Raw genomic sequence first — 24774 nt, forward strand, 5'->3', positions numbered from 1 at the left:
TAGGTCAACAGGCGGTTTAGATCCGCGCCCGTAAATTTAACTCAATAAATGTGGTCTTTCTTTATAAGTTTTCCAAAGAAATTCTCCAAATATGGTATTTGTCCATGCAAACCATGACCTGCTGAACTTTTTGGGATCATTTTTATGAAAAGATTCGTGCATAAAACCAGTATCAGCATGCGTTGACTGCAACATTTTGATACATTGCTTGATTTCTTCTTCACTTGAACTCGTCAATCCTCTGGCAATGATCGCCATTGGCCAGATCATGTCCTTTCCAACATGCGGTCCGCCAATACCTTCGCCTGCCGTTCCTTTATAATAGAAAGGGTTGCCCTCTACAGAAAGGATCATCTTACGGGTATTCTGATAAATCGCATCATCCTTTGAAACGGCACCCAGGTAAGGCAGTGCAAGCAAACTAGGAATATTAGCATCATCCATAAGGAGCACGCTACCCATACCATTCACCTCAAAGGCATACACTTTACCGAAGTCAGGATGATCTACAATGGCGTGTTTCTTCAATGCCGCTTCTACCTCTGCAGCAAGCGCATCCATTTCAGCTGCCACTTGCTCATCTGCCTTAATTGCCCGGAAAATTTCTGAAGCCTGCCTTAAACTGGTAACAGCAAAAAAGTTGGAGGGAACCAGGAAAGAGAATACACTGGAATCGTCACTCGGCCTGAATGATGAACAGATCAAACCTACTGGTTTTATCGGATAACCAAACCCGTGCATCGGCAAGCTGTCGGTCGGATTGGCCGCCTGACGCTGGAAATGATAAGGACCATCGTTTTCTTTACGCTGCTGTTCTTTGAAGGTTTTCAGGATCAGCTTTACTGCCGACTGCCATTCTGCATCAAATGGAGTTGTATCTTTTGTTTCCTTCCAGTAATGGTAAGCTAACCTGACCGGGTAACATAATGAGTCGATCTCCCATTTACGCTCATGCACACCTGGCTTCATGTCGGTAAGGTCAGTTCCCCACTCACCTACTTTATTTGGATCACCGTAGAAAGCATTCGCATAAGGATCTTTAAGGATACATTTCACCTGGTGGTTGATGACTCCGCGCACCAGTTTCTTCAATGGTTTATCCTGCTGCAGAAAAGGAAGGTATGGCCATACCTGAGCGGTACTGTCACGCAGCCACATAGCGTCAATATCTCCGGTAATCACATAAGTATCAGGCCTGCCACTAGGCTCTGTATACGTTACGGTTGTGTCCAGTGTGTTCGGGAAGCAGTTGTTAAATAACCAGGCAAGCTCCTTATTTTTCACTTTAGCTCCGAATTCCTTAATGGCACTTTCTACAGCTTTACTCGTAAAATGACGCTTGTCTGCAGCCACCCTAACCACAGGAAAAGCCGGATCTGCGGCAAAAGCCACCAGGTCACTTGCCATCAGTCCTGCACTCAGAATGCCTGCTTTTTGAATAAATGATCTTCTTTTCATTTTTTAATATTTGGTTTTAAATTACGCTAAAAATTGAACGACTCCCTTCAAAGTATCGGATTTGATACGCTGACCGGGGGGCCGCAACTCAAAGGTCAAAAACGAAGATAGGAAAGATTAAATAGTTTTAGCAACTATAAAAATCAAAACTTGAAGCCTATCGACAAATACATTCGCCAGTTGTTCCGCTCGAATCCGTTGGTCTTGCCGACGGCAAAGTTAATGGGTCCGATGAAAGAAAGATAACCCAGCTTTGCACCATAACCAAAAAGGTAATCGTCATCAAAGGACACATTGAAGGGATTTAGTCCTCTGTTTTCCCAGCCCAGGTTTACCTGCGGGCTCAGATAGAGGTTCCCACCGATGTGGTACTGTACCGCCAAACCGAAAGCGCTAAAGTTAGCTGCAGCAAACTCCGCCCGCTTCAGGCCAATAAAGCTGACCTGCGCCAACTCCTGACGGGGCTCGATCCCGCCAAGGCTAAACTTTGCATTTTCAAAAAGATAACCAGATCCGTCAATACCATATTTTGACGTGCTATTGAATCCCCAGGAAGCACCCAGCTGCAAAGAAAGCTGCCTGCTGATGCGCTTGACGAAGGTCTCCGTCAGATAAAACCGCAGCACATTGCCTGGAAGACCATCTGTAGGATTCAGAAAATCGTAAATCGCCTGTCCATTTACATCGCCCAACTCCGGGGTCCTTGTGGTCAGCCTGTTGTTCACAAGATACTTGAGTTGCAAGGCCAGCACATTTCCACGCCTCGGAAAATAGGCATTGTCGAGCGTATTCTGCCTGAAAGTCAGCTGAAGTGCTTCATTGCTATGGCTATAGATTGTCCGGATGTCCTCCCCTTCACCAAAAATACGCTTGAACACGTTCGGCCCCCGCTTGATCGCTTCCTCTTCATGGCTTAGGCCAATACTCAATGCGCTGGAACGTCCGATGCTGTAACCCAGCGAAAGCTCTGAAGTCAGCATATTGTTGAAATAACTGTTATCGGCGATGATCCTATACAAAAGCGAATTGTTCTGCAATGCCTGGTAATTAAATGCCGCCTTCAACCAAAACCTGTTCTTCTGGCCCAGAAACTTATAGTAATCCAGCCGTGCCTTAAACCGTTCCGAAAGGTCCAGCGTAGCTACCAGCCTCGATTTCTCCAGCAGCACATTTCGATAGGTATAATTGACCATCAATCCTGCAGATTGTTCTGTATCATAGTGAACAGCGGCTTTGAAAACCCCTGGCTTGCCCAGCTTCAGTCTGACATTCATATTCAATCCTGTATCAGCACTATTCTCAAAAGTATAATATACCTTATCATAAAACTGCGTTCCGTATAAATTTTCTATCCCCTCGTTGACCTCCCTTACCGGGTATGCCTTCCCACTGCGGAGTTTCATTCTTGAGGCCGCCAGTTCTTCCATCCTCTGATCTTGTAGCGGCTCCCCTTTATCATCCTGATAATTAATGTTCAGGATAGGCAGTATCGGATCCTGCAGCGGCGCCCTTACCGGCTCATCATCATATTTTTTCTGGTCTTCCGCGATTCTGATCAGTTCGGGAAGATATTTGCGTGCTTCCCGCTCACCAATCGCAATGATCTCATCATCGTGAAAAAATTCAGCCGCAGAGTAGTCGGCAAGTGCCGCAGTGAAATCAACAAAAACATCTGTCAGCTTTTGTTGTTCCTTTGCATCGGCAACAGACCGAAAAGCATAGGTCTGGTACAATACACGCATAGGATTATCCATCTCCTTTTCTTTGTATAACCTAAAGCCTGTATAACCACCAATGATCACATCTGCTCCCATATCTTTTACTTCCTGAACCGGGAAATTGCGGTCCAGTCCGCCATCTACCAATAATCTCCCGTCAATATAAACCGGGGTAAATGCACCAGGTATTGCCATCGTTGCGCGCAATGCCAACGGTAAAGATCCTTTCTCCTGCAGGACCAGTTCTCCGTTAACAATGTCTGAGGTGGTAATTCTTACCGGGATAGGCAACTTACTGAAGTCGGAAATATGTTTCGCAGGATAAGTTAAAGTGTTGAGCACTTCAGAAAGATATTGCCCGTCGATCAACGCTCCTGGCAGCCGTGGTTTCCCGGCGACCAGCGGAAATTCAATCATGTAATTGTCGTATTCGTCTTTTTCTTCAATATTGATGTGGTGTAGTGGCACTTTATTACTCAACACACGGCGCCAGTTGATTTCCAGCGCCTTTTTCTTCAATGTATCCGGAGTATAACCCATGGCATACAAAGTTCCGAAAATAGCTCCGGCGCTTGTTCCCGAGATGTAATCGATTTTGATGCCTAAAGAATCGATTAGCTTCAGCAAGCCGATGTGTGCAAGCCCCTTTGCCCCTCCACCACTTAAGGCGAGTCCTACTTTGGGACGCTTTTTCCCCGCAGGAGATTGTCCAAAGGTACCTGTGCTGAACAACAGGGAAGAGCAGACCAGTATCGTCAGGAAAAGTATCAACAGCTTCGGCATATACAATCTTGAGATGAAAATTATAAATATCTGATTTTTTCAGGAATCTCCAGCATATTAAAAACTTCACAGTCATACACATGCAGGATAATTGAAAAAATAATTTGTCAAAAGGCGATAAAATTATACTTTTGTGGCCTTGCCAGACGTCAGCATTACTGCTGACGCGTAAAAGAAGCCTTCTTAGCTCAGCTGGTAGAGCAACTGACTTGTAATCAGTAGGTCATTGGTTCGATCCCGATAGAAGGCTCTCCCAGAAAAGGAGCACTTTAAAAAGTGCTCCTTTTTTGATTGCTGATTTTTTTAGCGCGGTTTTAGTCACGGCCAAGATTCAGGATCCTTTCTTTAATTTTCAGGAATTTACAAAAAAATGGTTTTACCGCAGCGTTCAAACCGGCTATATACCGGCTATATAACGGCTAGGTCTGAAGGCGTCACGGAGAGGGGTTGACAAGGGGTTAACAAGGTTAAACACCCATTTGACCTAGCCAACCCCTCTTCAACCCTACGTCAACCCCTTGTGAACCTTAGCCGTGGTATAGCCGTCATATAGCCTGTCCTATACTGAAATAAGTTTACAGTAAAAAAGTGTGTTACTGATATTGGTTTACTAATGAATTATTGTTACTACTGGCAGTGTACATAAAGCTTACAATATTGCTTTTTCTTCCTGATAGGTTAATAAGCTTACGTAAGCCAAAATCTAACCGAAAGACATCTGTTAGCATAAAAGAAAATTCGTTGCAACCTTTGGTACCCATTGGAAATAAATCAATTCCGTGATTTCCAGTGGCTGTAAACACTAATTTATAAGCAGTTACATCAAAAAATGCCACTCAGACAACTTCAAACACCCAGCCCCCGATTGTCACATCTTTGTTTGAATAGGCAAAAAGCAATTTTTCAGAAAAAATATTAAACATCTTTCACAAATTAATTCGTATGTTCAAACACAAAATGTGCTGTTTCAATACAGTGAAAGAGGTGAGGATAATTCTATGAATAACACAATTGTGACAAGCGATTGGAAATCGGTATATTTGATTTCGTTGTTTCTTTGCGTTACTTCAATAACGACAAGGAGATCTTAAGATGGTAAATCGTTTTTAAAAGAACAGACATGTCAGAACAGTTGAAAGCATTCACCAGCCTTGACTTCCTTTACCAGCACTCTCCTTCGGGATTAATATCTTACACCCCTGATGGTAAAATTGCCAGCGTAAACCAGACGTTATGCAAATGGCTTGGTCTTTCAACAGAAACTGTTACTTCCTCGAACATTTACGAAATTCTTAATAAAACCGGGGGACTCTACCACCAAATGATCATCATGCCATTACTGAGCATCCGCGGATTTGTAAATGAAGTAAATTTCAGCTTCGACTCTGGGGACCATCATTTTGACGCACTCTTTAACGCTGTGGCCCATAAAGATGATAAGGAGCAAATTATTGTAATCAACGCAACGATACAGCAGATCACAGACCGCAAGAAATACGAAAATGAGCTGTTGCGCAGAAAACAGGAGGCAGAAGAGCAAAAACGAAAATCTGAATTTCTATTGAATGCCATTCCAAACATGATCTGGACAGCCCTGCCGGACGGAAGCGTCAACTTCATCAACCAGCGTACAAAGTCGTATTTTAACGAAAGCTATCAGCTTGGACAAAAGGATTTTAATGGTGTGTTTGCCGCCGACAAGCGAACGTTCTGCTCGGCATGGAACCGCTCCATAAAGATGGAAAAATCAATGGAAATTGAGGTTCGCCTGCAGGGGCACCACCGTGAGGCAGAATGGTTTATCCTTAGGATGGAACCTTTCTACAATTCGTCGGGAAATCTGGAACTCTGGTTTGGCTCGGCAACCAACATCCATAAAAGAAAACTCCTGCAGCTGGCCAACTACTCGTCGCTCACGGAAAGCCTCTCTTATGCGCATGAGACCATCGACAAAAACGAAGAACGTTTTATGACCATCGCCATGAACCAGTCGCACATGATCCGTAAACCGCTGGCCAACATCATGGGCCTCATAGACCTCATGAAAGAAGAGGGCCTGAACCAGGAATCGAAAGAATTGCTCGGTCTTCTGGACAGCAGCGCTTCCGAGCTGGATGACATGATCAGGGAAGTTATCAATAAAATATAACTGGTCAATCCACTGTAGCATCTCCACAATTCATCCACTCAGCATAGCTACACTAACGTTTTTCCAAAACAGGAAAAAACTGAGCAATCTTTCTTAGAGGTTTCAACAGCGCACTGATCAGTGGCAAAGGCAGTCTTGCTTTCTTCATAGCGCGATAATCATTTTTCCATGCGGCGATACGACTACGAAAATCTCCATTGCTTACCCCTCCGGCAACCATTTTCACAGTAACCTTATTAAGATAGCCCACCACACCACCATGCACATATAAAAAGCGGACCATCAACTCAAAGTCAGCCGCAGTTCCATAAAACAGGCTATAATCGCCCCATCGTTCAAACAAAATTCTTCTCGCATAAAATGTCGGATGTGGTGGCATCCATCCCCAATGAAACATATACCGCTGAAATGCTCCTGACCTCCATTGTCTCAGCACCTTGCCGGCTACATCCACATAATCAAGATCGGCATACACCATGTCTGCCTGCGTGTTTTCAAAGGTGGCCGCAATCCTTCTTACACAATCTTCATCAGCGAAATAATCATCTGCATTCAGCATCCCGACTACATCACCGGTAGCCAAAGCAATGCCTTTATTCATTGCATCATAAATCCCCTTGTCAGATTCAGATCTGAAAGCATGAACATGCATCCGTTTTTTTGTAACAATTTCTATCGTTCGATCTGTAGATTTACCATCTATGACAATATACTCTATATTAGAGTAATTTTGATTAACAATAGAGTCAATACAACGTTCCAAAGTAGCTTCACCATTAAAAACTACCGTAACAATAGATATTTTAACATTTTTCATTAAAAACACAGATTCAAAGTAACAATTTTAAAATATTTGGGAATAGATTTTTTAAATCAAGTCAATTATATAAGAAAAGGCAACTAAAATATGTATTTTCGGAAATTATAAATTATAAATGAAATAAAGTAATCGATCCAACCCTATGGTTTTGTTAAAAAAACTGTCCTTCATTTTGTTTATTTTTCTAATACTTTCCTGTTGTGTTTCCTGCGGAATACAGCGAGAGGGGGCGCTTTTCCAGACATCGACCTCCGTCGATTACCACCTCAGCTCCACGACTGACAACAATGATGGCGAAGGATACCAGATTCAGTCCGGAGACCTGCTCCAGATCCGGAACCTCCAAAATCCGAAGTACATTATAGATGCACCTGGGGCGTCTGTAGCGACCGCAGCCGTATCTCTGGAAGAGCTCAATTACAGAGTAGAGCGTGATGGCAATGTCACACTGCCCATTTTAGGCAGCACAGCTGTAAAAGGACTTACACGTATCCAGGCAGAAAAAAAAATTCAGGAACTTTATAGCAAGGAAATCAAAGCCCCGATCATCGAGCTGAAAATTATCAACCTGAAGGTGACCATACTGGGCGAAGTGACCAAGCAAGGCAACTACCCCTTATTGACAGAACACACAACCTTAATAGAAACCCTGGGTGCAGCTGGCGGTCTTACCGGCGATGCGAACAGCAAGAATCTCAGGATAATGCGCGAAAATCAAGGTAAGCAGCAACTTATGGAAGTCGACCTCAGCAACATAAAATCCGCTTCAACCAGCAGGATTTTACTTCAGAATAACGATGTCATCTACGTATCCAGCAACAAACAGGCGGAGCGCAGAAAAAAAACATCCTCACTTTCTTCGATATTACAGCCCATTCTGCTGATCATGAATACCGCATTAATTATCTACACCATATCAAAATGACGGGCGAATCCAGAAAGGGACAAAGAGGACCCTCCCATCGCGAGGTTGATCTGCTGAAAATTACGATGGTACTATTCAGCAGATGGTACATCATCGCCTCAACAACCCTGATCTGCCTGATTGCGGCATACGCCTATCTTTGGTATACACCAAAAACTTACGCCACTACCGCAATCCTTAAATTTGAGGAACAAAAGACCGCACTTTCAGACATTGCTGATGCTTTAAACACCAATACCGCCACCAATATGCAAAGCGAAAGTTTTGCAATCGAAAGCAGACATCTGCTGCTCAACGCGATTAAAAGACTCCAGTATCATATCAGCTTTTATAGCTATGAACGTTTGCTGCAAACAGACTTATATCCGCAACAGCCGCTACAAATTGACATCCTGAAGATTGATAGTCTTCAATCCGGTCGCCAGCTCATTCTATTCGACCCTATAGATCATGAAAAATTTACACTGACCTGGACCATAGGTAAAGAGGATATCCGGAAGAATTTCAGGTTCAATTCGAGGATCAAGGTGGGGAATGTCTCCTTCATGATCCGCAATACAGCCCAAGCAGCCCCTTCTTCGAGTTATCTATTCCGGTTTAATACCCCCGAAGATTTCCTCGACCGGATTCGCGAGGGGCTACGCATCGGGGAGGCTGGCAAAAACAGCAATATCCTCAGCCTCCAGCAGACAGATGTAAATCCCAGGTTTGCTGCGGACATTCTCAACGCAATCCTTCAGGAATATCTGGATTATGACAAACTACAGAAAACACAATCTGCTACGCAGATGATAGGCTTCATTAATGAACAACTTAAACACCTTTCATCAGCAGTCTCAGGCGCAGAAAAGTCACTGGAAACATACAAGCAACAAAGTAAGGTCATGGACATTAGTGTCACCTCTGAGCACACGTTAGACAAAGTCAGCGACCTGGAGTCTCAACAGTCTATCCTGAGAATACAGCTCATTGCCATAGATCAGCTAAGAAACACCATCACCACCGAGCAAACCAACACACCACTAAACCTGAGCCTCGAAGGAACCATAGACCCCCTTCTCGCCACTTTGGCCCAGAACCTCAATTCACTGCTGCATGAAAAGGAAGAATTACTTAAAGTATATAACGGCGATGCCCAGGCCGTCATGCGCCTGAACCGTCAGATTCAGGAAGTGAGGAAAGCAGCAATGGAGAACATCAATGCCTCTCAATCCAGGACCAGAAAAAGCATAGACTACCTCGCGGGGCAGATCGCGCAGATCAACGGGCAGATTTCGTCACTGCCAACAGCAGAAAAAGACCTCTTTGGCCTTCGTCGCACCTTTCAGCTTAATGAAAAGGTTTTTTCTTTTCTTTCCGAAAAAAATCTTGAAACACAAATCAACAGAGCAGCTATCGTACCGGGAGCAACCATCATTGAGCGTGCCGAGACTAACGAAACCCCTGTGTCGCCCAGGGAGAAGGAAATTTATAGGACGGCAGTTGTACTGGGTTTGCTGAGCGGTATCGCCATCATCATCTTGATCCGTGCACTGAATACATATATCTACGACGCGACTTTCGTGATGGAGGCAACATCCACCCCAATTCTTGGATCGCTCAGGAAAACAATGGTTCTCAGCGGCAAAAAGGAAGATGTCAACATCCTTTGTCTGAGCCAGCCCAGGTCAATTTTCGCAGAATCCATACGGAACATCAGGACCAACATCAACTTCATCGCTGCAGAGAAAACCAGTAAGGTCATTTGCATCACCTCTGAAATATCCGGTGAAGGAAAATCATTCGTCTCCGTAAATCTCGCAAGCACCATGGCTCTTATAGATAAAAAGACAGTCATTATTGATGCGGATTTAAGACGCCCTAAACTTCATCAGACATTTCCTGCACAAAAGGACAATGGGCTCAGCAATTACCTTATCGGACAATTGCAGTCTGCAGACATCGTTCATCATTCCGGGCACAAAAACCTGGATTACATCCACTCCGGTCCAACCCCACCCAATCCGGCCGAACTCTTACACAGCAAACGTATGCAAAGCCTGATCAGTGAGTTGAGGACCAAGTATGACATCATACTTATAGATACGGCTCCCGTGGGGCTGGTCTCAGACCCCATACCTTTAATTCGATGGGCGGACATCAGCATATTCGTCATCCGCTATGGTGTATCCAAAAATTCAGCCGCAAACCTTCCGCAAAGTTTGTCCACGCAATACAAGCTGGACAATACTTATATCATCTTAAATGCATTTGAAGACAACAGTCTGTACGCAGACATCTATAAACGAAATAACGGCAATGCAGCTTTTGGCAGCTATCATCAGCCTGACGGAAAAGCCTATTACCTCGACGAACAAACGCCAGACCGCTGGTGGAACATCAGATCCTGGTTTAAATCTTAATCGGATGGAAGCAACGGAAAGAGACATAAAAAAGTGGTATCCTGTATGCACGCAGTCGCGAGCAGAAAAAAAAGCATACAGTGAGCTTACACGCAAAAATATCACCAGCTACCTGCCGCTCCAACGACAGATGAAGCAATGGAGCGATCGAAAAAAATGGGTAGAAGAACCATTGATCAGGTCCTACCTATTTGTACACATCAGCAGACAGCAGCAGGCAGAAGTCCTGATGACCAGCGGCATTGCCAGGTTCATCTATTTCTCCGGCCACATCGCTTCGATGCCGGAACAGCAGATAGAGCAACTCAAGTTACTAACAGCAAGCCCCTACGAGCTTGAAATCACAGAGAACAACTTGCTGGAAGGAGAGAAAATTACGATAAAAGCAGGCCCCTTACAAGGAATGAGTGGAGAAGTAGTGGCCTATCGATCACAAAAAAAATTACTAGTCAGGATGACAGAACTGAATCATGCCATTCTCGTGCATATTCCGGCATCACTGATTGGAAGAAGATAACCGCCCGACCCGCGCAACGGCGCATAAAAAAAAGATTGACTACTAATAAGTTACAACATGAATATGTGACTTAGGAGGCGAAGCTGTGAAAAAAAGGCAACATAAAATAACCGTAATTACCTTGCAGATGTTTGGCGCTCCAGGAGGCATTCAACGCGTCAACCGCATCATGTCTTATGCCATTGACCAGCTTAGCATAAAAAACTCATGGCTGCTCAGGGTGCTCGCTTGCTACGACCAGCCATCAGATCTCATTAGCAAGTATCTTCCGGCTCAGCGTTATTTCGCCTTCAGTTCTAACAGGTTCTGGTTTTCACTCAGCGCCATATGGCAAGGTCTTCGATCAGACACCCTCATCCTAACTCATATCAACCTGTCGCCCGTTGCACGGATCATTCACATCGTCAACCCGGGATGTAAGATTCTGCTGGTTGCCCATGGCATAGAAGTATGGAAGCCACTTACGGGCTCCAAAAGAAAGATCTGCCAAATTGCAAATAAAATTCTGTGCGTCAGTCAGTTTACAAGAGACAAGATGGTTGGTCTCCAGAGCGTCAGTGTAGACAAATGCCAAGTATTGAACAACCCACTTGACCCTTTTATGGCACTTCCTCGATCTTTTGAAAAGCCCCAGGCAATGCTTTCAGACCTTCACATTCGCCCAACAGACAAAGTCATGCTAACCCTTAGTCGCATTACACCAAATGAAACCTTCAAAGGATACACACAAGTCATCGGGGCCATGGCGCAGCTTCACAAAGAAATACCAAGCCTTAAATATATTCTTGCCGGCCCCATTGAAATGACGGAAAAAGAGAACATCCTTCAACTCCTGTCCCGACACAAACTGGAAAAGCAGGTGATGCTCACAGGCTACATCAAAGAGGAAGACCTCGCAATGCTTTTCCTATCTGCAGACCTCTTTGTACTTCCAAGTAAAAAAGAAGGTTTTGGACTCGTTTTCATCGAGGCCATGGCTCATGGACTACCGGTCATATGCGGAAATAAAGATGGAAGTCTGGACGCAGTACGCCATCCTGCTATGGGAACAGCCATTGATCCCGACGACGTCCCGGCACTCTGCGAAGCCCTTAAACTGCGTTTAGCGCATCCGGCAACAACAGCAGAAAAGAAGGAAATTCAACGGCAGTGTCTGGAGCATTTTAATATTCACAATTATACCATACAACTGGAGAAACTTATCCATCATGCCACAACAGATTAAAGAGCAATGGGACATTGAAATCAGCCCATCCACAAGGATGCTCGACCTGAAGCTTAAGGAAACATGGAAACACCGGGACTTACTGATGTTATTGGTGAAGCGTGATTTTATATCCTTCTATAAACAGACCATCCTCGGCCCATTATGGTTTTTTATACAACCGATATTCACCACCCTCATATTTACCTTTGTTTTTGGCAACCTTGCCGGCATATCTACAGATGGACTACCCCAACCACTGTTTTATATGGCTGGAATCACGGCCTGGAATTATTTCGCCGACTGTCTCAATAAAACCAGCACAGTATTTAAAGACAATGCCAGTATTTTCGGAAAGGTATATTTCCCACGATTGATTATGCCACTGAGCATCGTATGCTCCAATCTGATTCGCTTTGGAGTGCAGATGCTGCTCTTTCTACTCATCATCGCCTACTATTTTATTTCCGGCACTCCCGTTCGCCTTAACTGTTACGCATTGCTGCTACCATTTAACCTACTGCTGATGGCCAGTCTCGGATTGGGGATGGGCATGATCATCTCCGCCATGACGACAAGATACAGGGACCTGGCTTTTTTGGTCACTTTTGGTGTTCAGCTACTGATGTATGCCACCCCGGTAATCTATCCGCTTTCCGTTGCGCTTCATAAATACCCTGACTATGCATGGATCATCAGTTACAACCCAATGACCCCTATTATAGAAAGCTTCAGATATGGCTTTCTTGGTGCAGGGAGCTTCAGCTGGGCAAGCATAGGCTATTGTACGATCGCCACAATCACCATTACCTCAACCGGCATCATCATATTTAACAGAGTAGAGAAAACCTTCGTCGACACCGTTTAACAATGAGCAATACCGCCATCATCGCAGAGCAACTGTCCAAAGCCTACCTATTGGGAGAGATCAGCACCGGCACCCTGTCCAGAGACCTGGAGCGCTGGTGGGCAAAAGCCAGGGGCAGACAAGACCCCTTCCTGAAGATAGGCAACCAGGAAGAACAGAAAACGTCCGGTAAGAACGATCTCTCCTGGAGTCTGAAGGACCTGAATTTCGAGATTAAAAGTGGGGACACCGTGGGCATTATCGGCAGAAATGGAGCAGGGAAGAGTACCCTGCTGAAAATTCTAAGCAGGGTCACCTTACCAACTAATGGCACGGTGAAGATCAGGGGACGTATCGCCAGTCTACTTGAGGTAGGCACAGGCTTCCACCCCGATCTTACCGGACGGGAGAACATCTTTCTCAATGGTGCAATCATGGGGATGCGCAAAGCTGAAATCAAGAAAAATTTAGATGAAATCATCGCATTCTCAGGTGTCTCCCGGTATATAGACACACCTGTAAAGAGGTACTCCTCAGGAATGTATGTACGGCTCGCCTTTGCTGTTGCAGCACACCTGGACTCCGAAATCCTTGTGGTAGATGAAGTCCTCGCTGTCGGCGACGCGGCATTTCAAAAAAAATGCCTCGGGAAGATCGATGACGTCAGCAAGCAACAGGGAAGAACAGTACTTTTTGTAAGCCACAACATGGACGCCATTATGCAGCTATGCAGGCATTCCATGCTGCTGCAGGCAGGACGGCTGCACAGCTTTGCAAATACCAGAGAAGTAGTCAACACCTACCTTCAACAGGACAGCGAACTGTTTGTCGAAGACCGGACACCTGGACTCGAACGTCCAAAAATCAGACGGGTGGAAGTCGACCCTACATACCTCTCCAAGGGACATTTCAAATGCACGATCTCTTTTGAATCCCCATTTTTAATTGAACAGCCCAACATAGGACTCGTCATGAAAACAGCTACAGGAAGCCCTATCTTTGGCACCAACTTCAACCTACATCCCGGTAACAACACCGGAAAGAGCGTTCGCAATGGCCAGGCTACGGTCACCATCATGGACGTGCCCCTGTATTCAGGACTGTATACCATCAGTATTTATCTTGGTGATGAGGGACAAAATTATGATGAGAAACCTGATCACTTAACGTTTGAACTGATCTCAGGCAATTATAGTCCGGCAAACCACGACATTAATATAATCGGTCCTGTTAAACTTCCGGCGTCATGGACCTTAAGTTAAACAACATATACAGGATCTTCCGGGCCCGTCTGGCCGGGATCAGCATCAGCAAAGGTGTCCAGCTGGAACGCAATGTCATGTTTCACCTTCATTCACCGTTTTTTGAGAAACCCTCGGCAGGAAAAATACAACTGATGGATGAAGTAAAAATCAGCACGGGCACAGTCATCCACAGTTATGGAGGAGCGGTAAATCTCGGAAAGGAGACGTTTATTGGCCCCTATGTAGTCATATACGGCCATGGAAATGTGGATATCGGAAAATACTGCCTAATCTCTATGCACACCTGCATTGTATCGTCCAACCACACCATCCCAGGCAAAGACCGTCTCATAAAAAATGAGCCCGACCTGGCTTTGCCGGTAACCATTCATGACGATGTCTGGATTGGTGCCAACTGTACCATTCTTGGTGGGGTCAACATTGGCAAGGGGGCGGTCATCGGTGCCGGAAGCATTGTCAACATCGATATCCCTGAATATGCAGTTGCAGTAGGAAACCCAGTAAGAATCATCAGATACCGTGACTGACATTCATCAAAAGCTGATTACAGTGATCCTTCCAACCTACAACCCGGAGATTGAAACCATTGCCGGGACGTTAGCAGCCTTGCGAAAGCAGACGCTTCCTTTAGCGAATTGGGAACTTATGATCATTGACAACAACTCATCCAACAACTTTCATCAGCAGCTTGATCTCTCCTGGCATCCGGCAGCGCGAATGCTGGTGGAAAAAAAACAAGGTCTGACTTACGCCAGGAGGTGTGGATTTACAAATGCTTCCGCTCCCATAATTATTATGGTTGATGACGACAACCTTCTTCATGAGGATTTTCTGGTCAATGCCTTCCACATCATGCAACAGCATAAAAACATAGGCGCTGCTGGTGGAAAAATCAGGCCACTCTTCCTCGCAACTCCACCAGCATGGCTGGCAGAGTTTCATCATAACCTGGCACTGCGCGATCTTGGCAACGAAATCCTGATCAGCCATTGGAACCATAGCTATCCCTCCTCAGCACCAATAGGTGCAGGCATGGTGATCCGCAAAGTCGCCCTGGACACCTACCTTATAAAAAGTGCAAACACGGCCATCACCGACCGCAACGGGAGCTCCCTTAGCTCCGGAGGAGACAATGACATCATACTGGAATTGCTGAAATCCGGATATGCGGTAGGTTACTTCCCATCGTTGGTGCTGACACACGTCATTCCTCCTTCAAGAATGCAGGCAACATACATCGCCAGGCTGGTTCAGGAAAGCAACAAATCCTGGGTATCCTTACTAAGGGCGCACGACATCCTACCATGGAGAAACATCCAGCCCTGGACAGTACCCATCAGGAAATTGAAATCTTTCTTCAGTCATCGTGTCTGGAAAGGCACAAGCGAAAACATCAGGTGGCGGTCCGCCTGCGGACTTTTCGAAGGACTTGCCGCCAATACACCAAAAAAAAGAAGACATCAGCATGAATAGCCGGGGTTTATCTTCAGATACATTGAGCAACCAGCCATCATGAGGGGAAAACAATTGGCAGCATTCAGACCTAAGCCAACAAGCGCAACATCGTAATATGTTTCAAAGCGTCATAAATCTTGTTTACAGAACTCCCGCATCCGCACTGAAACGTTACAGGCATTTTGGGGGATATTTCAATTATCAGTCTATACAGCATGCAAAAAAGATGATGAAAAAGCAATCACTGGCTCTCGAACCGGTACATAGTGAAAGCTCAGGTCTTCCGGTTTACATCCTGACAGGCAAGGACTTTCTGTATCAGACGCTCTTTTGCATACATTCCCTTCGTAGTGTCAGCACGCAGCACTACCGCTTCATACTCGTTGATGACGGCACCTTCGACAAAGATTTCATCGAACAGGCCAACCGTCAACTGCCGGGGGCCAGGCTCGTACACCGCAAAGAAATTGAACACTACCAGCAGCAGCGTTTAGCCAGATCCCAGTTCCCAGGATTATACCACAAACGATTGGTCTATCCGCACATCAAGAAATTAAGTGACATTCACCTCATCCCAGAAGATGCCTGGAAAGTAACGATAGATTCAGATCAGCTGTTTTTCCAGAATCCGGCAACCTTAAATCAATGGATACAAAACCCCACACAGCCCCTGCATGCACTGGACTGCAAACAATCTTATGGATACTCCACCACACTGATGACTGACCTGTGCGGATCTGCCGTACCGGACCTTCTGAACGTTGGCATCATCGGGCTTCAGAGCAGTAGTATACCATGGGAATCGATAGAGAAGTGGATCCATGAGCTGGAACACCAGGAGGGTACCTCCTACTTTCTGGAACAAGCCCTCTCAGCAATGATTATTGGCGACCAAAAAAGCACGGTACTTGACAGAGACCAATATATTGTCAATCCGACACCTCAGGACATCAAACTCCGCAGGGGAACCTTACACCATTATGTAGACCTTTCAAAAGAAGGTTATTTTAAATACGCATGGAAGCAATTATAAATAACATCCCGCAGCCACTGGTATCCATCTGTATTCCCGCGTTTAATGCCTCGGAGTATATCGCCGGGACACTGGACGCACTGCTGGCACAAACCCATCAGCACCTGCAGATTATCATTGTTAACGACCACTCTACGGACCATACCATGGAAGTCATCAACAGCTACCTGCAAAGGGAACCAAGAATAAAGTGTTACCAGAACAATGGCCATGGTGCTGCAGCCGCCAGAAACATGGCTTTTACAAAGTCCAAAGGCAGCTACATCAAATTTTTCGATGCCGATGACCTCCTGAATCCGGAAGCGATCGAGCAGCAGGTTGCTTTACTGAAGAAACACCCGGAATGTATCATCTCTGGCCGATGGGGAAGGTTTATAAAAGACCTTTCTACCTTTAAGATGGCCGATGAGCCGGTGTGGCAGGACATGAATGGAGTAGACTGGATTGTCAGATCCTGGGAGAAAGCGCAGAACATGACTCAGCCCGGGATCTTCATGCTCCCCAGAAACCTTGTCCTCCGCAGTGGCCTATGGAATGAAAGTCTCAGCTTAAATGATGACCTCGAATTTTATACCCGGTTAATTTTAAATGCCGAAAAAGTCATTTTCTGTCAGCATGCTATGCTCTACTATCGCTCAGGAATCAGGGAGAGCCTCTCCGGCCATAAATCCGAGGCTGCCTACCTTTCAGCACTACAGGCCATTGAGCTGAGCTGTGCTCATCTCCTGCATAAGGACAACTCTCAACTCGCCCGAAAATCTGCCGCAGCACTCTTTCAAAGTCTCCTCTTCAGCATCTACCCTCAATATCCGCACTTATGTAAAAAAGCCAAAATGAGCGTTACCGAGCTGGGAGGCAGCGACCTGTCCTTTCCTGCCGGCGGATATACCAGAAAGCTGATAAAACTCCTGGGCTGGAAGGCCGCGGCAACCTTAAAGTATGCATTTAAAAAACAACAGCAGCAACGTGCAAAGACCACTTAACATCGCCCTTACTGCCGATCCCACCATACCGGTCCCACCTCAATTCTATGGCGGGATTGAACGGATCATCGACATGCTCATCCAGGCTTACACCGAACGTGGCCATGCGGTCAGCCTCTTTGCACACAGGGATTCCAAAACAAACGCAACATTAATTCCCTATCGCAGCAGTAGTAGCGGAAAAATTGAATTTCTCAAAAACTGCGTAATGGTCAATAAAACAATCTTTAGAGGCAATTTTGATGTCGTACATAGCTTTGGGAGGCTTGCCCTTCTTCTGCCGGTGCTGCCGGCAAACATCATAAAGATCATGAGTTACCAGCGTGAGCCAACCATCCTGCAGATCAAAAAGGCCCTGAAGATTACGAAGCCCGGAAGTATCGCTTTTACGGGCTGCAGCAGATACATCAGCGATCAAATCCTTCAGCTGGCACCGGCCTACCCCGTATTTAACGGAGTAAAAATGGGCACCTATCGATTTCAACCAGATGTTCCACCGCAGGCGCCCCTGGTTTTTCTTGGGAGAATAGAACCCATTAAGGGTACACACATTGCTATTGAGATGGCCAGAACCACGGGACGTAAACTGATTATTGCCGGTAATATCCCCATTGAACACCAATCTTACTTTGACAACTCAGTAAAGCCCTTTCTGAACGATCAGGTCAGCTACATTGGTCCGGTAAATGACGAGCAGAAAAACCAGCTTCTGGGTTCCGCTCTGGCATTGCTCATGCCGGTGCAGTGGAATGAGCCCTTCGGCATCGTCATGGCTGAGGCCATGGCCTGTGGCACACCCGTCATCGGATTTAACCGTGGAGCGCTACCAGAAATCATCATAAATGGTATCAATGGATTCTGTTGCGAAAGCGTAAAGGACATGGAAACCGCAATAGGAGAAATCGAAAACATCGACAGACACCGGGTAAGGAAGGATGCAGTGTCGCGCTTCTCTGCTGACGTGATTGCCGACCAATATCTGAACATCTACCGTCAACTCATCAATAGAAAATGAAAATCGTTATTGCCAGCAGCGGACAACCTTCGACCAATCCTAGAATGGTCAGAGAAGCCGATGCCCTTGCAAATTCCGGACATGATGTACTTGTGATTTACGCACACTGGACCTTCTGGGCCACCCCCTTCGACCAACAGATGCTGAAAGCAAAGAAATGGAAGGCCATAATCGCAGGAGGCAGTCCCAGCCACAGCCCTTTAACCTACTTTATCAGCAGGTTATGCCACAAACTGAGCTCATTCTTGGCCAGAAACGTGAGTATGAGATACTTTTCGAAGTTAGCCATCAGCAGAAGCAGCAAGTCATTGATCTGTAAGGTCAAACAGCAACAGGCTGATGTCTACATCGCCCATAATCTAGGTGCATTACCTGCGATTGTCATCGCAGCAAAACACCACCACAAACCATGCGGGTTTGATGCAGAGGATTTACACAGATATGAAGTCAGCAATGACAACCAGGATTACGACGTACAGCTCAAAACACACATCGAGCAGAAATACATCCCGGAGCTCCAATACCTGACCACTTCCAGCCCACAGATTAATGCCGCGTACCAATCACTGTTTCCTGCCTCCAGTCCCGTCTGCCTGCTGAATGTTACCGACAAGCCAGGGCAAACAAGTGTAAGGAACATTCATCCTGATGACCCGATCAGATTATTCTGGTGCTCGCAGACCATCGGCCTTAAGCGTGGCATAGAGGATGTTATCGGAGCTTTACGTCTCATCAGCACACACACGTTTGAACTCCACCTGATGGGGAGCCAACAGCACGGCGAAACGAAAACATATTTTACCAATCTGATGAATGCTGCTCACCCGATTTTCTTTCACGGACCGGTAACACCAGAGCTGCTGGTTGCTCATGCTGCGCGGTTTGACATCGGTCTTGCCCTTGAGCCAGGCTTTTCCATTAACAACGACCTCGCCCTCAGTAATAAGATCTTTACCTACATACAAGCAGGACTTGCTGTTGTAGCCAGCAATACCACTGCACAACAAGCGTTCATGGCATCAAATCCAGAAATAGGGCATTGCTACGAAATTGGCGGGACATCCACCCTCGCCGCAATACTTTGCAGCTATGCTGAAAACAGGGGGCTGTTAGATAAAACCAGAAAGGCCTCTTGTAGACTCGGTCAGGATCACTTAAACTGGGAAACAGAAAAACTGAAGTTCCTGAAAATTATCGATACACTCCCATGCCCGTAAATCATAAAGTACTCATCATATCTCCTTACTTCCCCCCCTCCAACACGGCTGACCTGCACAGAATCCGCATGAGCCTGCCACATTTCAGCAACAATGGCTGGGAAGCGGAAGTGGTGACTGTACATCCGCATTACGCGGATATGCCGTCCGACGAACTACTGATGCAAAACATTCCATCAAGCCTGAAAATTCATTATGTTGCTGCGCTGAATAAGAAATGGACATCCAGGATAGGGTTGGGTAGCCTGGGACTGCGATCCTTATGGTTTTACTGGAAAAAAGTCAAAGAGCTGCTCGAAAACGATCATTTTGACCTGATCTATTTTTCTACTACCCAATTTCCGGTTGTCATACTCGGGGCCCTCTGGAAAAAGCAATTTAAGACACCCTACATTATTGACATGCAAGACCCATGGCACTCCGATTATTACGTCAGGAAACCTAAAAACCAGCGTCCTCCTAAATACTGGTTCGTTTACCGCATGCACAAGTACATGGAGCCAATTGCCATGAGACACGTTAGTGGACTCATCAGCGTTTCCGATGATTACATCTCTACCCTGGTAAAACGGTATCCAAGGCTCAAAGCCATCCCCTATATGGTAAGTCCCTTTGGATTCGCCCAATCTGACCTTACCGTGGCACTGGAAAACAGACACCAGTTCAGTTCCCTATTACCGGAGAAGATGATCAATATTGTCTATATCGGAAGAGGGGGGCAAGACATGCACCGCGCAATCCGACCCCTGTTTGAGGTCCTCCACAAAGGCCTGACGAGCAATCCGGAGCGCTTCAGTAACATTCGTGTCCACTTTATAGGCACGAGTTATGCCCCAAAAGGCACTGGCATCCCCAGCATCATGCCTCTGGCAAAACATTTTCAGGTAGACCAACTGGTCAACGAGGTTACAAACAGGATTAGTTTTTACCATACGCTACTGACACTACATGACGCCGACGCGCTTTTTGTACCAGGATCTGATGACCCCCAATATTCGGCGTCGAAGATCTACCCTTATCTACAAAGCAAACAGCCTCTGATTACCATCTTTCATCCTGACAGTAATGTATCAGGAATCATTGAGCAGTGTGTCCAAAATGCCCTTACACTTACGTTTTCAGATAAAGATCTCCATGATAGATTACAGACAACGATCGACCTTCTCTTAGCAGGAAAATTGCCAGCCCTGACGTTCAGGAGCTCCATTGGTCAGTACGAAGCGGCACAGTTGACCAGTCTGCAGACACAGCTCTTCGACAGGGTGATCCACAAACACAAATCATGAAACGGTTAGCTATCATCACCACACACCCTATTCAATACTATGCTCCAGTGTTCCAGCTGTTACATGAACGCAAAAATGTTCAGATCATGGTATTCTATACTTCCGGAGCAACATCAAACGAGAAGTTCGACCCTGGCTTCATGACAAAAATAAAATGGGACATTCCCCTGTTAAAGGGCTACCCTTACCAATGGGCTGAAAATGTGGCCAAAGATCCAGGATCTCATCATTTCAAAGGCATCACCTGCCCTACCCTTACTGAACAAATTGAAACATGGCACCCAGACGTCATTTTAGTTTATGGCTGGTGTTACCATGCGCACCTAAAGACCCTACGGCATTTCCATAACAGGATCCCCATATTTTTCCGCGGAGATTCCCACTGCCTGAACAAGATCTCCATCACCAGAACATTGCTGAGGTGGACCACCTTGAAATGGGTCTATAGAAACATCGATCATGCATTTTATGTCGGCAGCAATAACAAAACATACTTTGAACAATTTGCACATAACAAGTGTAGGCTGACTTTTGCGCCGCACGCCATCGACAATGAGCGCTTCATGGCAGATCACCAGCATGAAGCGGCAGAATTACGTCATTCGCTTGGCATTAAAGAAGACGAACTTTTGGTATTGTACGCAGGGAAATTCCAACCCGTCAAAAATGTAATTCTTTTATTGCGTGTGTTTTTGCACATGAATAAAACAGGTGTACACCTGCTTCTGGCAGGCAACGGAGGAGACGAAGCACGGCTGAAAGCTATGGCAAGACCCGACACCTCCAACAATATTCACTTCATGGACTTTCAAAACCAATCACGCATGGCCGCACTATACCAGTCGGCAGACATTTTCTGCCTGCCATCGCTGTCAGAATCCTGGGGACTGGCAGTTAATGAAGCCATGGCAAGTGGTGTGGCCCTACTCGTGTCAGACCGCGTAGGCTGTGCCGTAGATCTGGTTACCGATTCAAACGGCCTGATTTTCCGGTCGGGCTCCGACAACAGCTTTGAAGTCCAGCTTGGAGCGATGATCAACAAAGGGAAATCAACATTAAAGAAAATGGGCCGGCAGTCCAGGTCCATCATCAGCAGTTGGAGTTTCGAAAATCAGGTAAATGCAATAGAGGGGGCCCTCATCAACCATGAATAAATCTATCTCTCCCGAACGCTATTTACTCTTGTTTATGCCATGGATCATCGCCAGCCTGCTTGCCGATCATCCGGTATCTTCCTATCTTATCGCCTGGCTCGGTTCATTTTTTATCTTTTACGCCAGCCTTAAAGGTTGGGTACGGCCGCTTCCCGACGATGTACCCGTCGAACAGCAGCTCCTGCGCCCCATTTTTCTCACACAGGTGATCTTTGCGGCTTATATGTGCTGTACTTCTATCTTTTACTTTATCGACATATTGGGCTATATAGATTTCAAAAAAGTCAGCAATTTTTACCTGGTTGACCAGAAGAGACTGTTGTTAACTGCACAGTGCCAACGTTATTATTGCCTTGGACATGCGGCATTCACAAGTGGCATACTTATCATCATGCAGTACCCTATTCGCAGAAAATATACCTGTAACGCACGAAAATTGTCGGTTCTGGTTTTCAACATCACATTGGCAAGCTTTGCTGCTTCCCTTGGATTCCGTTTTTTTCCAGCGCTGGCGCAGTTTGTTCATCATTTTGACTCATTGACTTTTATCGCCGCCACGCTGTCGCTGGCCATGTCCATCACCGAAAGAAATATCATCCGCATAATGGCCTCAATGCTGATGTATGGCTTCAATCTGTATGGAGCCCTCCTTTCCGGATTTAAGGAACCCGTTATTCTGAGTGTGCTGATTCTGGGAATCTTCCTATACCCCTCCTACAGAAGGACTGTCGCGCTGATCTTCATTCCAACGATGGTAGCATTGTTTCTGGTATTGCCCACCTATAACCGGGTCTTCAGACAACACGCATGGTTTGGGACACAATCCACTGCTCAAGCTTCAAAGATGGCTCTGAACAGTATCCTGCACCATGCAGATCAAGAAAGCAACTGGCCATTTTTTGCCTACCGTTTAAGTGAAATAGATATGTTTACAAAATACCTGGACAGCACACCGTCCACCGTCGACTTCTATGGTACACAATTGTTAACGCAGGCACTTACAGCCATTATCCCGAGGGCATTATGGCCATCAAAACCAATCACAGAAGATCAGGTGATGGAACGGGTATATGCCGCAGGTGTCGTATCCAAAAACTCGACGGTATCTGCCAAACCAGCATTCATTGTTGACAGTTACCTATCAGGAGGCGTACCGGGCATATTTATTTTTCTTCTTGGCTACGGTGCCATCTGCCAATTCATCGCCAACAGAGCCGAAAAGCTATTTGGTGGATACCTGCTTGGCACCTCGGTCTTCTTTACGGGATTGTTCCAGGTATTCTGGCGTGGACAGAGCTTTGAATTTCTCCTCAACGCCATCATATGGAGCTACGTCACCATGTACCTGATCTTTAAATTTTTGTTACACATCAATATACTGAAACGAATTGAAAATCCTGCAGATCAGCGCATCGTATAAACCGGCCTATTGTTACGGTGGGCCCGTAATGTCTGTCGCCAAACTGACTGAAACACTACAAACAGCGGATTACGAGCTGGAGGTCTTTTCCACGACTGCGAATGGAAGTACAGAGCTTAATGTATCTCCTGACAGCATGCATCTGGTAGACGGTGTGAGGGTATGGTATTTCAAGCGACTTACAAAAGACCACAGTCATTTTTCGCCCTCACTACTGATTAAACTATGGAACAACGTCAAACGTTTCGACGTGATCCATATCCATGCCTGGTGGAACCTGGTTTCCGTACTTTCCTGCTCCATTGCGTTACTGCGTGGTGTTCCGGTAGTACTTTCACCAAGAGGGACCTTAAGCAATTACTCTTTTAACAAAAGGCATACCGGCCTGAAGGCACTTTTCCATCTACTGCTGGGAAAACCCCTCCTTTCACGGTGTTACATCCACACCACCACATCTCATGAAACTAAAACCGTACAGACACGCTGCACATCCAGAAAAACCTTTACGATCGCCAACTTTGTGAAGTTGCCAGTAAATCCTCTCTCGAAGGAACACCAAGCAACCAAAGTCCAGGATGCTACTTTAAAGCTCATATTCCTATCGCGGATAGATGAAAAAAAAGGATTGGACCTCTTACTACAGGCCCTGAGATTTCAGCAAAGGCCCTTTCACCTGACCATTGCCGGAAATGGGACAGACAGTTACATCAAACAACTAAAAACAATTGCAGCAGATCTCCAGCTGGAGCAACACATCACCTGGAAGGGTTTTGCATTTGAGGATAAATTCAGGATGCTCGCAGCTCATGACCTGCTGGTTCTGCCATCGCATGATGAGAACTTCGGCAATGTGGTAATCGAAAGCCTGAGTGTGGGCACTGCAGTATTATTGGGTACCGGTGTAGGACTGGCAGACTATGTCAGTAGCAATCAACTGGGCTGGGTCAGCAGCAATGATGTGGAAACCCTCAGTAGATTTCTTCATTACGCAGATCAACACAGGGAGCAGCTGGCAATGATCCGTGAGCGCTCACCGCAACGCATCAGCGTCGACTTTGACGACCGCCACTTGCTTCATCAATATCAAAACATGTATCAATCAGTTTACCTGCAAAACCGTTAA

20 protein-coding genes and 1 tRNA gene are annotated in these 24774 nt (G+C 45.9%); 18 read left to right on the forward strand and 3 right to left on the reverse strand.

Annotation, left to right across the window (positions count from 1 at the left end; genetic code table 11):
- Positions 1-36 precede the first annotated feature (36 nt).
- Both PBAL39_RS08760 and PBAL39_RS08765 read right to left on the reverse strand, forming a co-directional pair.
- On the reverse strand, positions 37-1458 hold the full coding sequence (locus tag PBAL39_RS08760) for a glycoside hydrolase family 125 protein (RefSeq protein ID WP_008240474.1): 1422 nt from the start codon (positions 1456-1458) through the stop codon (positions 37-39).
- A gap of 143 nt (positions 1459-1601) precedes the next feature.
- Complete coding sequence (locus PBAL39_RS08765) at positions 1602-3959, reverse strand: patatin-like phospholipase family protein (RefSeq protein WP_008240475.1); 2358 nt, start codon at positions 3957-3959, stop codon at positions 1602-1604.
- Positions 3960-4136: 177 nt separating this feature from the next.
- Here PBAL39_RS08765 and PBAL39_RS08770 point away from each other — a divergent pair.
- A tRNA-Thr gene (locus PBAL39_RS08770) sits at positions 4137-4209 on the forward strand.
- Between the two features lie 870 nt (positions 4210-5079).
- Positions 5080-6108, forward strand: a complete 1029-nt coding sequence (locus PBAL39_RS08775) for a PAS domain S-box protein (protein WP_008240479.1) — start codon at positions 5080-5082, stop codon at positions 6106-6108.
- A 52-nt stretch (positions 6109-6160) separates the two neighbouring features.
- On the opposite strand, the gene PBAL39_RS08780 is transcribed toward PBAL39_RS08775, so the two are convergent.
- Positions 6161-6925, reverse strand: a complete 765-nt coding sequence (locus PBAL39_RS08780; protein WP_039866321.1) for a glycosyltransferase family 2 protein — start codon at positions 6923-6925, stop codon at positions 6161-6163.
- Positions 6926-7100: 175 nt separating this feature from the next.
- On the opposite strand from PBAL39_RS08780, the gene PBAL39_RS08785 reads away from it, so the two are divergent.
- From PBAL39_RS08785 to PBAL39_RS08860, 16 genes are all read left to right on the forward strand, one after another.
- Entirely contained in the window at positions 7101-7853 is a 753-nt protein-coding gene (locus PBAL39_RS08785; RefSeq protein WP_198139797.1) for a polysaccharide biosynthesis/export family protein, read from the forward strand.
- Complete coding sequence (locus PBAL39_RS08790) at positions 7850-10255, forward strand: tyrosine-protein kinase family protein (protein WP_008240482.1); 2406 nt, start codon at positions 7850-7852, stop codon at positions 10253-10255. The genes PBAL39_RS08785 and PBAL39_RS08790 overlap by 4 nt, the downstream gene beginning before the upstream one ends.
- Positions 10256-10259: 4 nt before the next feature.
- Complete coding sequence (locus tag PBAL39_RS08795; RefSeq protein WP_008240483.1) at positions 10260-10772, forward strand: UpxY family transcription antiterminator; 513 nt, start codon at positions 10260-10262, stop codon at positions 10770-10772.
- Between the two features lie 85 nt (positions 10773-10857).
- Positions 10858-11997 carry a glycosyltransferase family 4 protein gene (locus PBAL39_RS08800; protein WP_232282919.1) on the forward strand — a complete coding sequence of 380 codons (1140 nt, stop codon included), beginning with the start codon at positions 10858-10860 and terminating at the stop codon, positions 11995-11997.
- The gene (locus tag PBAL39_RS08805) at positions 11981-12844 is read left to right on the forward strand and encodes an ABC transporter permease (RefSeq protein ID WP_008240485.1); all 864 of its coding nucleotides are present in this window, start codon (positions 11981-11983) and stop codon (positions 12842-12844) included. Before PBAL39_RS08800 ends, PBAL39_RS08805 begins: the two co-directional genes overlap by 17 nt.
- Before the next feature lie 2 nt (positions 12845-12846).
- Positions 12847-14085, forward strand: coding sequence for an ABC transporter ATP-binding protein (locus tag PBAL39_RS25305; RefSeq protein WP_008240487.1), 1239 nt, complete (start codon positions 12847-12849; stop codon positions 14083-14085).
- Positions 14070-14615, forward strand: coding sequence for a DapH/DapD/GlmU-related protein (locus PBAL39_RS08815; protein WP_008240489.1), 546 nt, complete (start codon positions 14070-14072; stop codon positions 14613-14615). Before PBAL39_RS25305 ends, PBAL39_RS08815 begins: the two co-directional genes overlap by 16 nt.
- Positions 14608-15561, forward strand: coding sequence for a glycosyltransferase (locus PBAL39_RS08820; protein ID WP_008240492.1), 954 nt, complete (start codon positions 14608-14610; stop codon positions 15559-15561). Before PBAL39_RS08815 ends, PBAL39_RS08820 begins: the two co-directional genes overlap by 8 nt.
- 208 nt (positions 15562-15769) lie before the next feature.
- Positions 15770-16576, forward strand: a complete 807-nt coding sequence (locus tag PBAL39_RS08825; RefSeq protein WP_157273950.1) for a glycosyl transferase — start codon at positions 15770-15772, stop codon at positions 16574-16576.
- Entirely contained in the window at positions 16561-17559 is a 999-nt protein-coding gene (locus PBAL39_RS08830; RefSeq protein WP_008240495.1) for a glycosyltransferase family A protein, read from the forward strand. Before PBAL39_RS08825 ends, PBAL39_RS08830 begins: the two co-directional genes overlap by 16 nt.
- Positions 17516-18574 carry a glycosyltransferase family 4 protein gene (locus PBAL39_RS08835; protein WP_008240502.1) on the forward strand — a complete coding sequence of 353 codons (1059 nt, stop codon included), beginning with the start codon at positions 17516-17518 and terminating at the stop codon, positions 18572-18574. The genes PBAL39_RS08830 and PBAL39_RS08835 overlap by 44 nt, the downstream gene beginning before the upstream one ends.
- A complete protein-coding gene (locus PBAL39_RS08840; protein WP_008240503.1) occupies positions 18571-19791 on the forward strand; it encodes a hypothetical protein in 1221 nt (406 codons plus the stop codon). Before PBAL39_RS08835 ends, PBAL39_RS08840 begins: the two co-directional genes overlap by 4 nt.
- Complete coding sequence (locus tag PBAL39_RS08845) at positions 19782-21077, forward strand: hypothetical protein (protein ID WP_008240504.1); 1296 nt, start codon at positions 19782-19784, stop codon at positions 21075-21077. The genes PBAL39_RS08840 and PBAL39_RS08845 overlap by 10 nt, the downstream gene beginning before the upstream one ends.
- Complete coding sequence (locus tag PBAL39_RS08850; protein ID WP_008240505.1) at positions 21074-22231, forward strand: glycosyltransferase family 4 protein; 1158 nt, start codon at positions 21074-21076, stop codon at positions 22229-22231. The genes PBAL39_RS08845 and PBAL39_RS08850 overlap by 4 nt, the downstream gene beginning before the upstream one ends.
- Positions 22224-23651 (forward strand): exosortase Y-associated Wzy-like protein, encoded by a 1428-nt coding sequence (locus tag PBAL39_RS08855; protein ID WP_198139798.1) that lies wholly within the window; start codon positions 22224-22226, stop codon positions 23649-23651. Before PBAL39_RS08850 ends, PBAL39_RS08855 begins: the two co-directional genes overlap by 8 nt.
- A complete protein-coding gene (locus PBAL39_RS08860) occupies positions 23620-24774 on the forward strand; it encodes an XrtY-associated glycosyltransferase XYAG1 (protein ID WP_039866322.1) in 1155 nt (384 codons plus the stop codon). The genes PBAL39_RS08855 and PBAL39_RS08860 overlap by 32 nt, the downstream gene beginning before the upstream one ends.

Origin of the sequence: Pedobacter sp. BAL39 (assembly GCF_000170795.1) — a bacterium.
Taxonomy (GTDB): domain Bacteria; phylum Bacteroidota; class Bacteroidia; order Sphingobacteriales; family Sphingobacteriaceae; genus Pedobacter.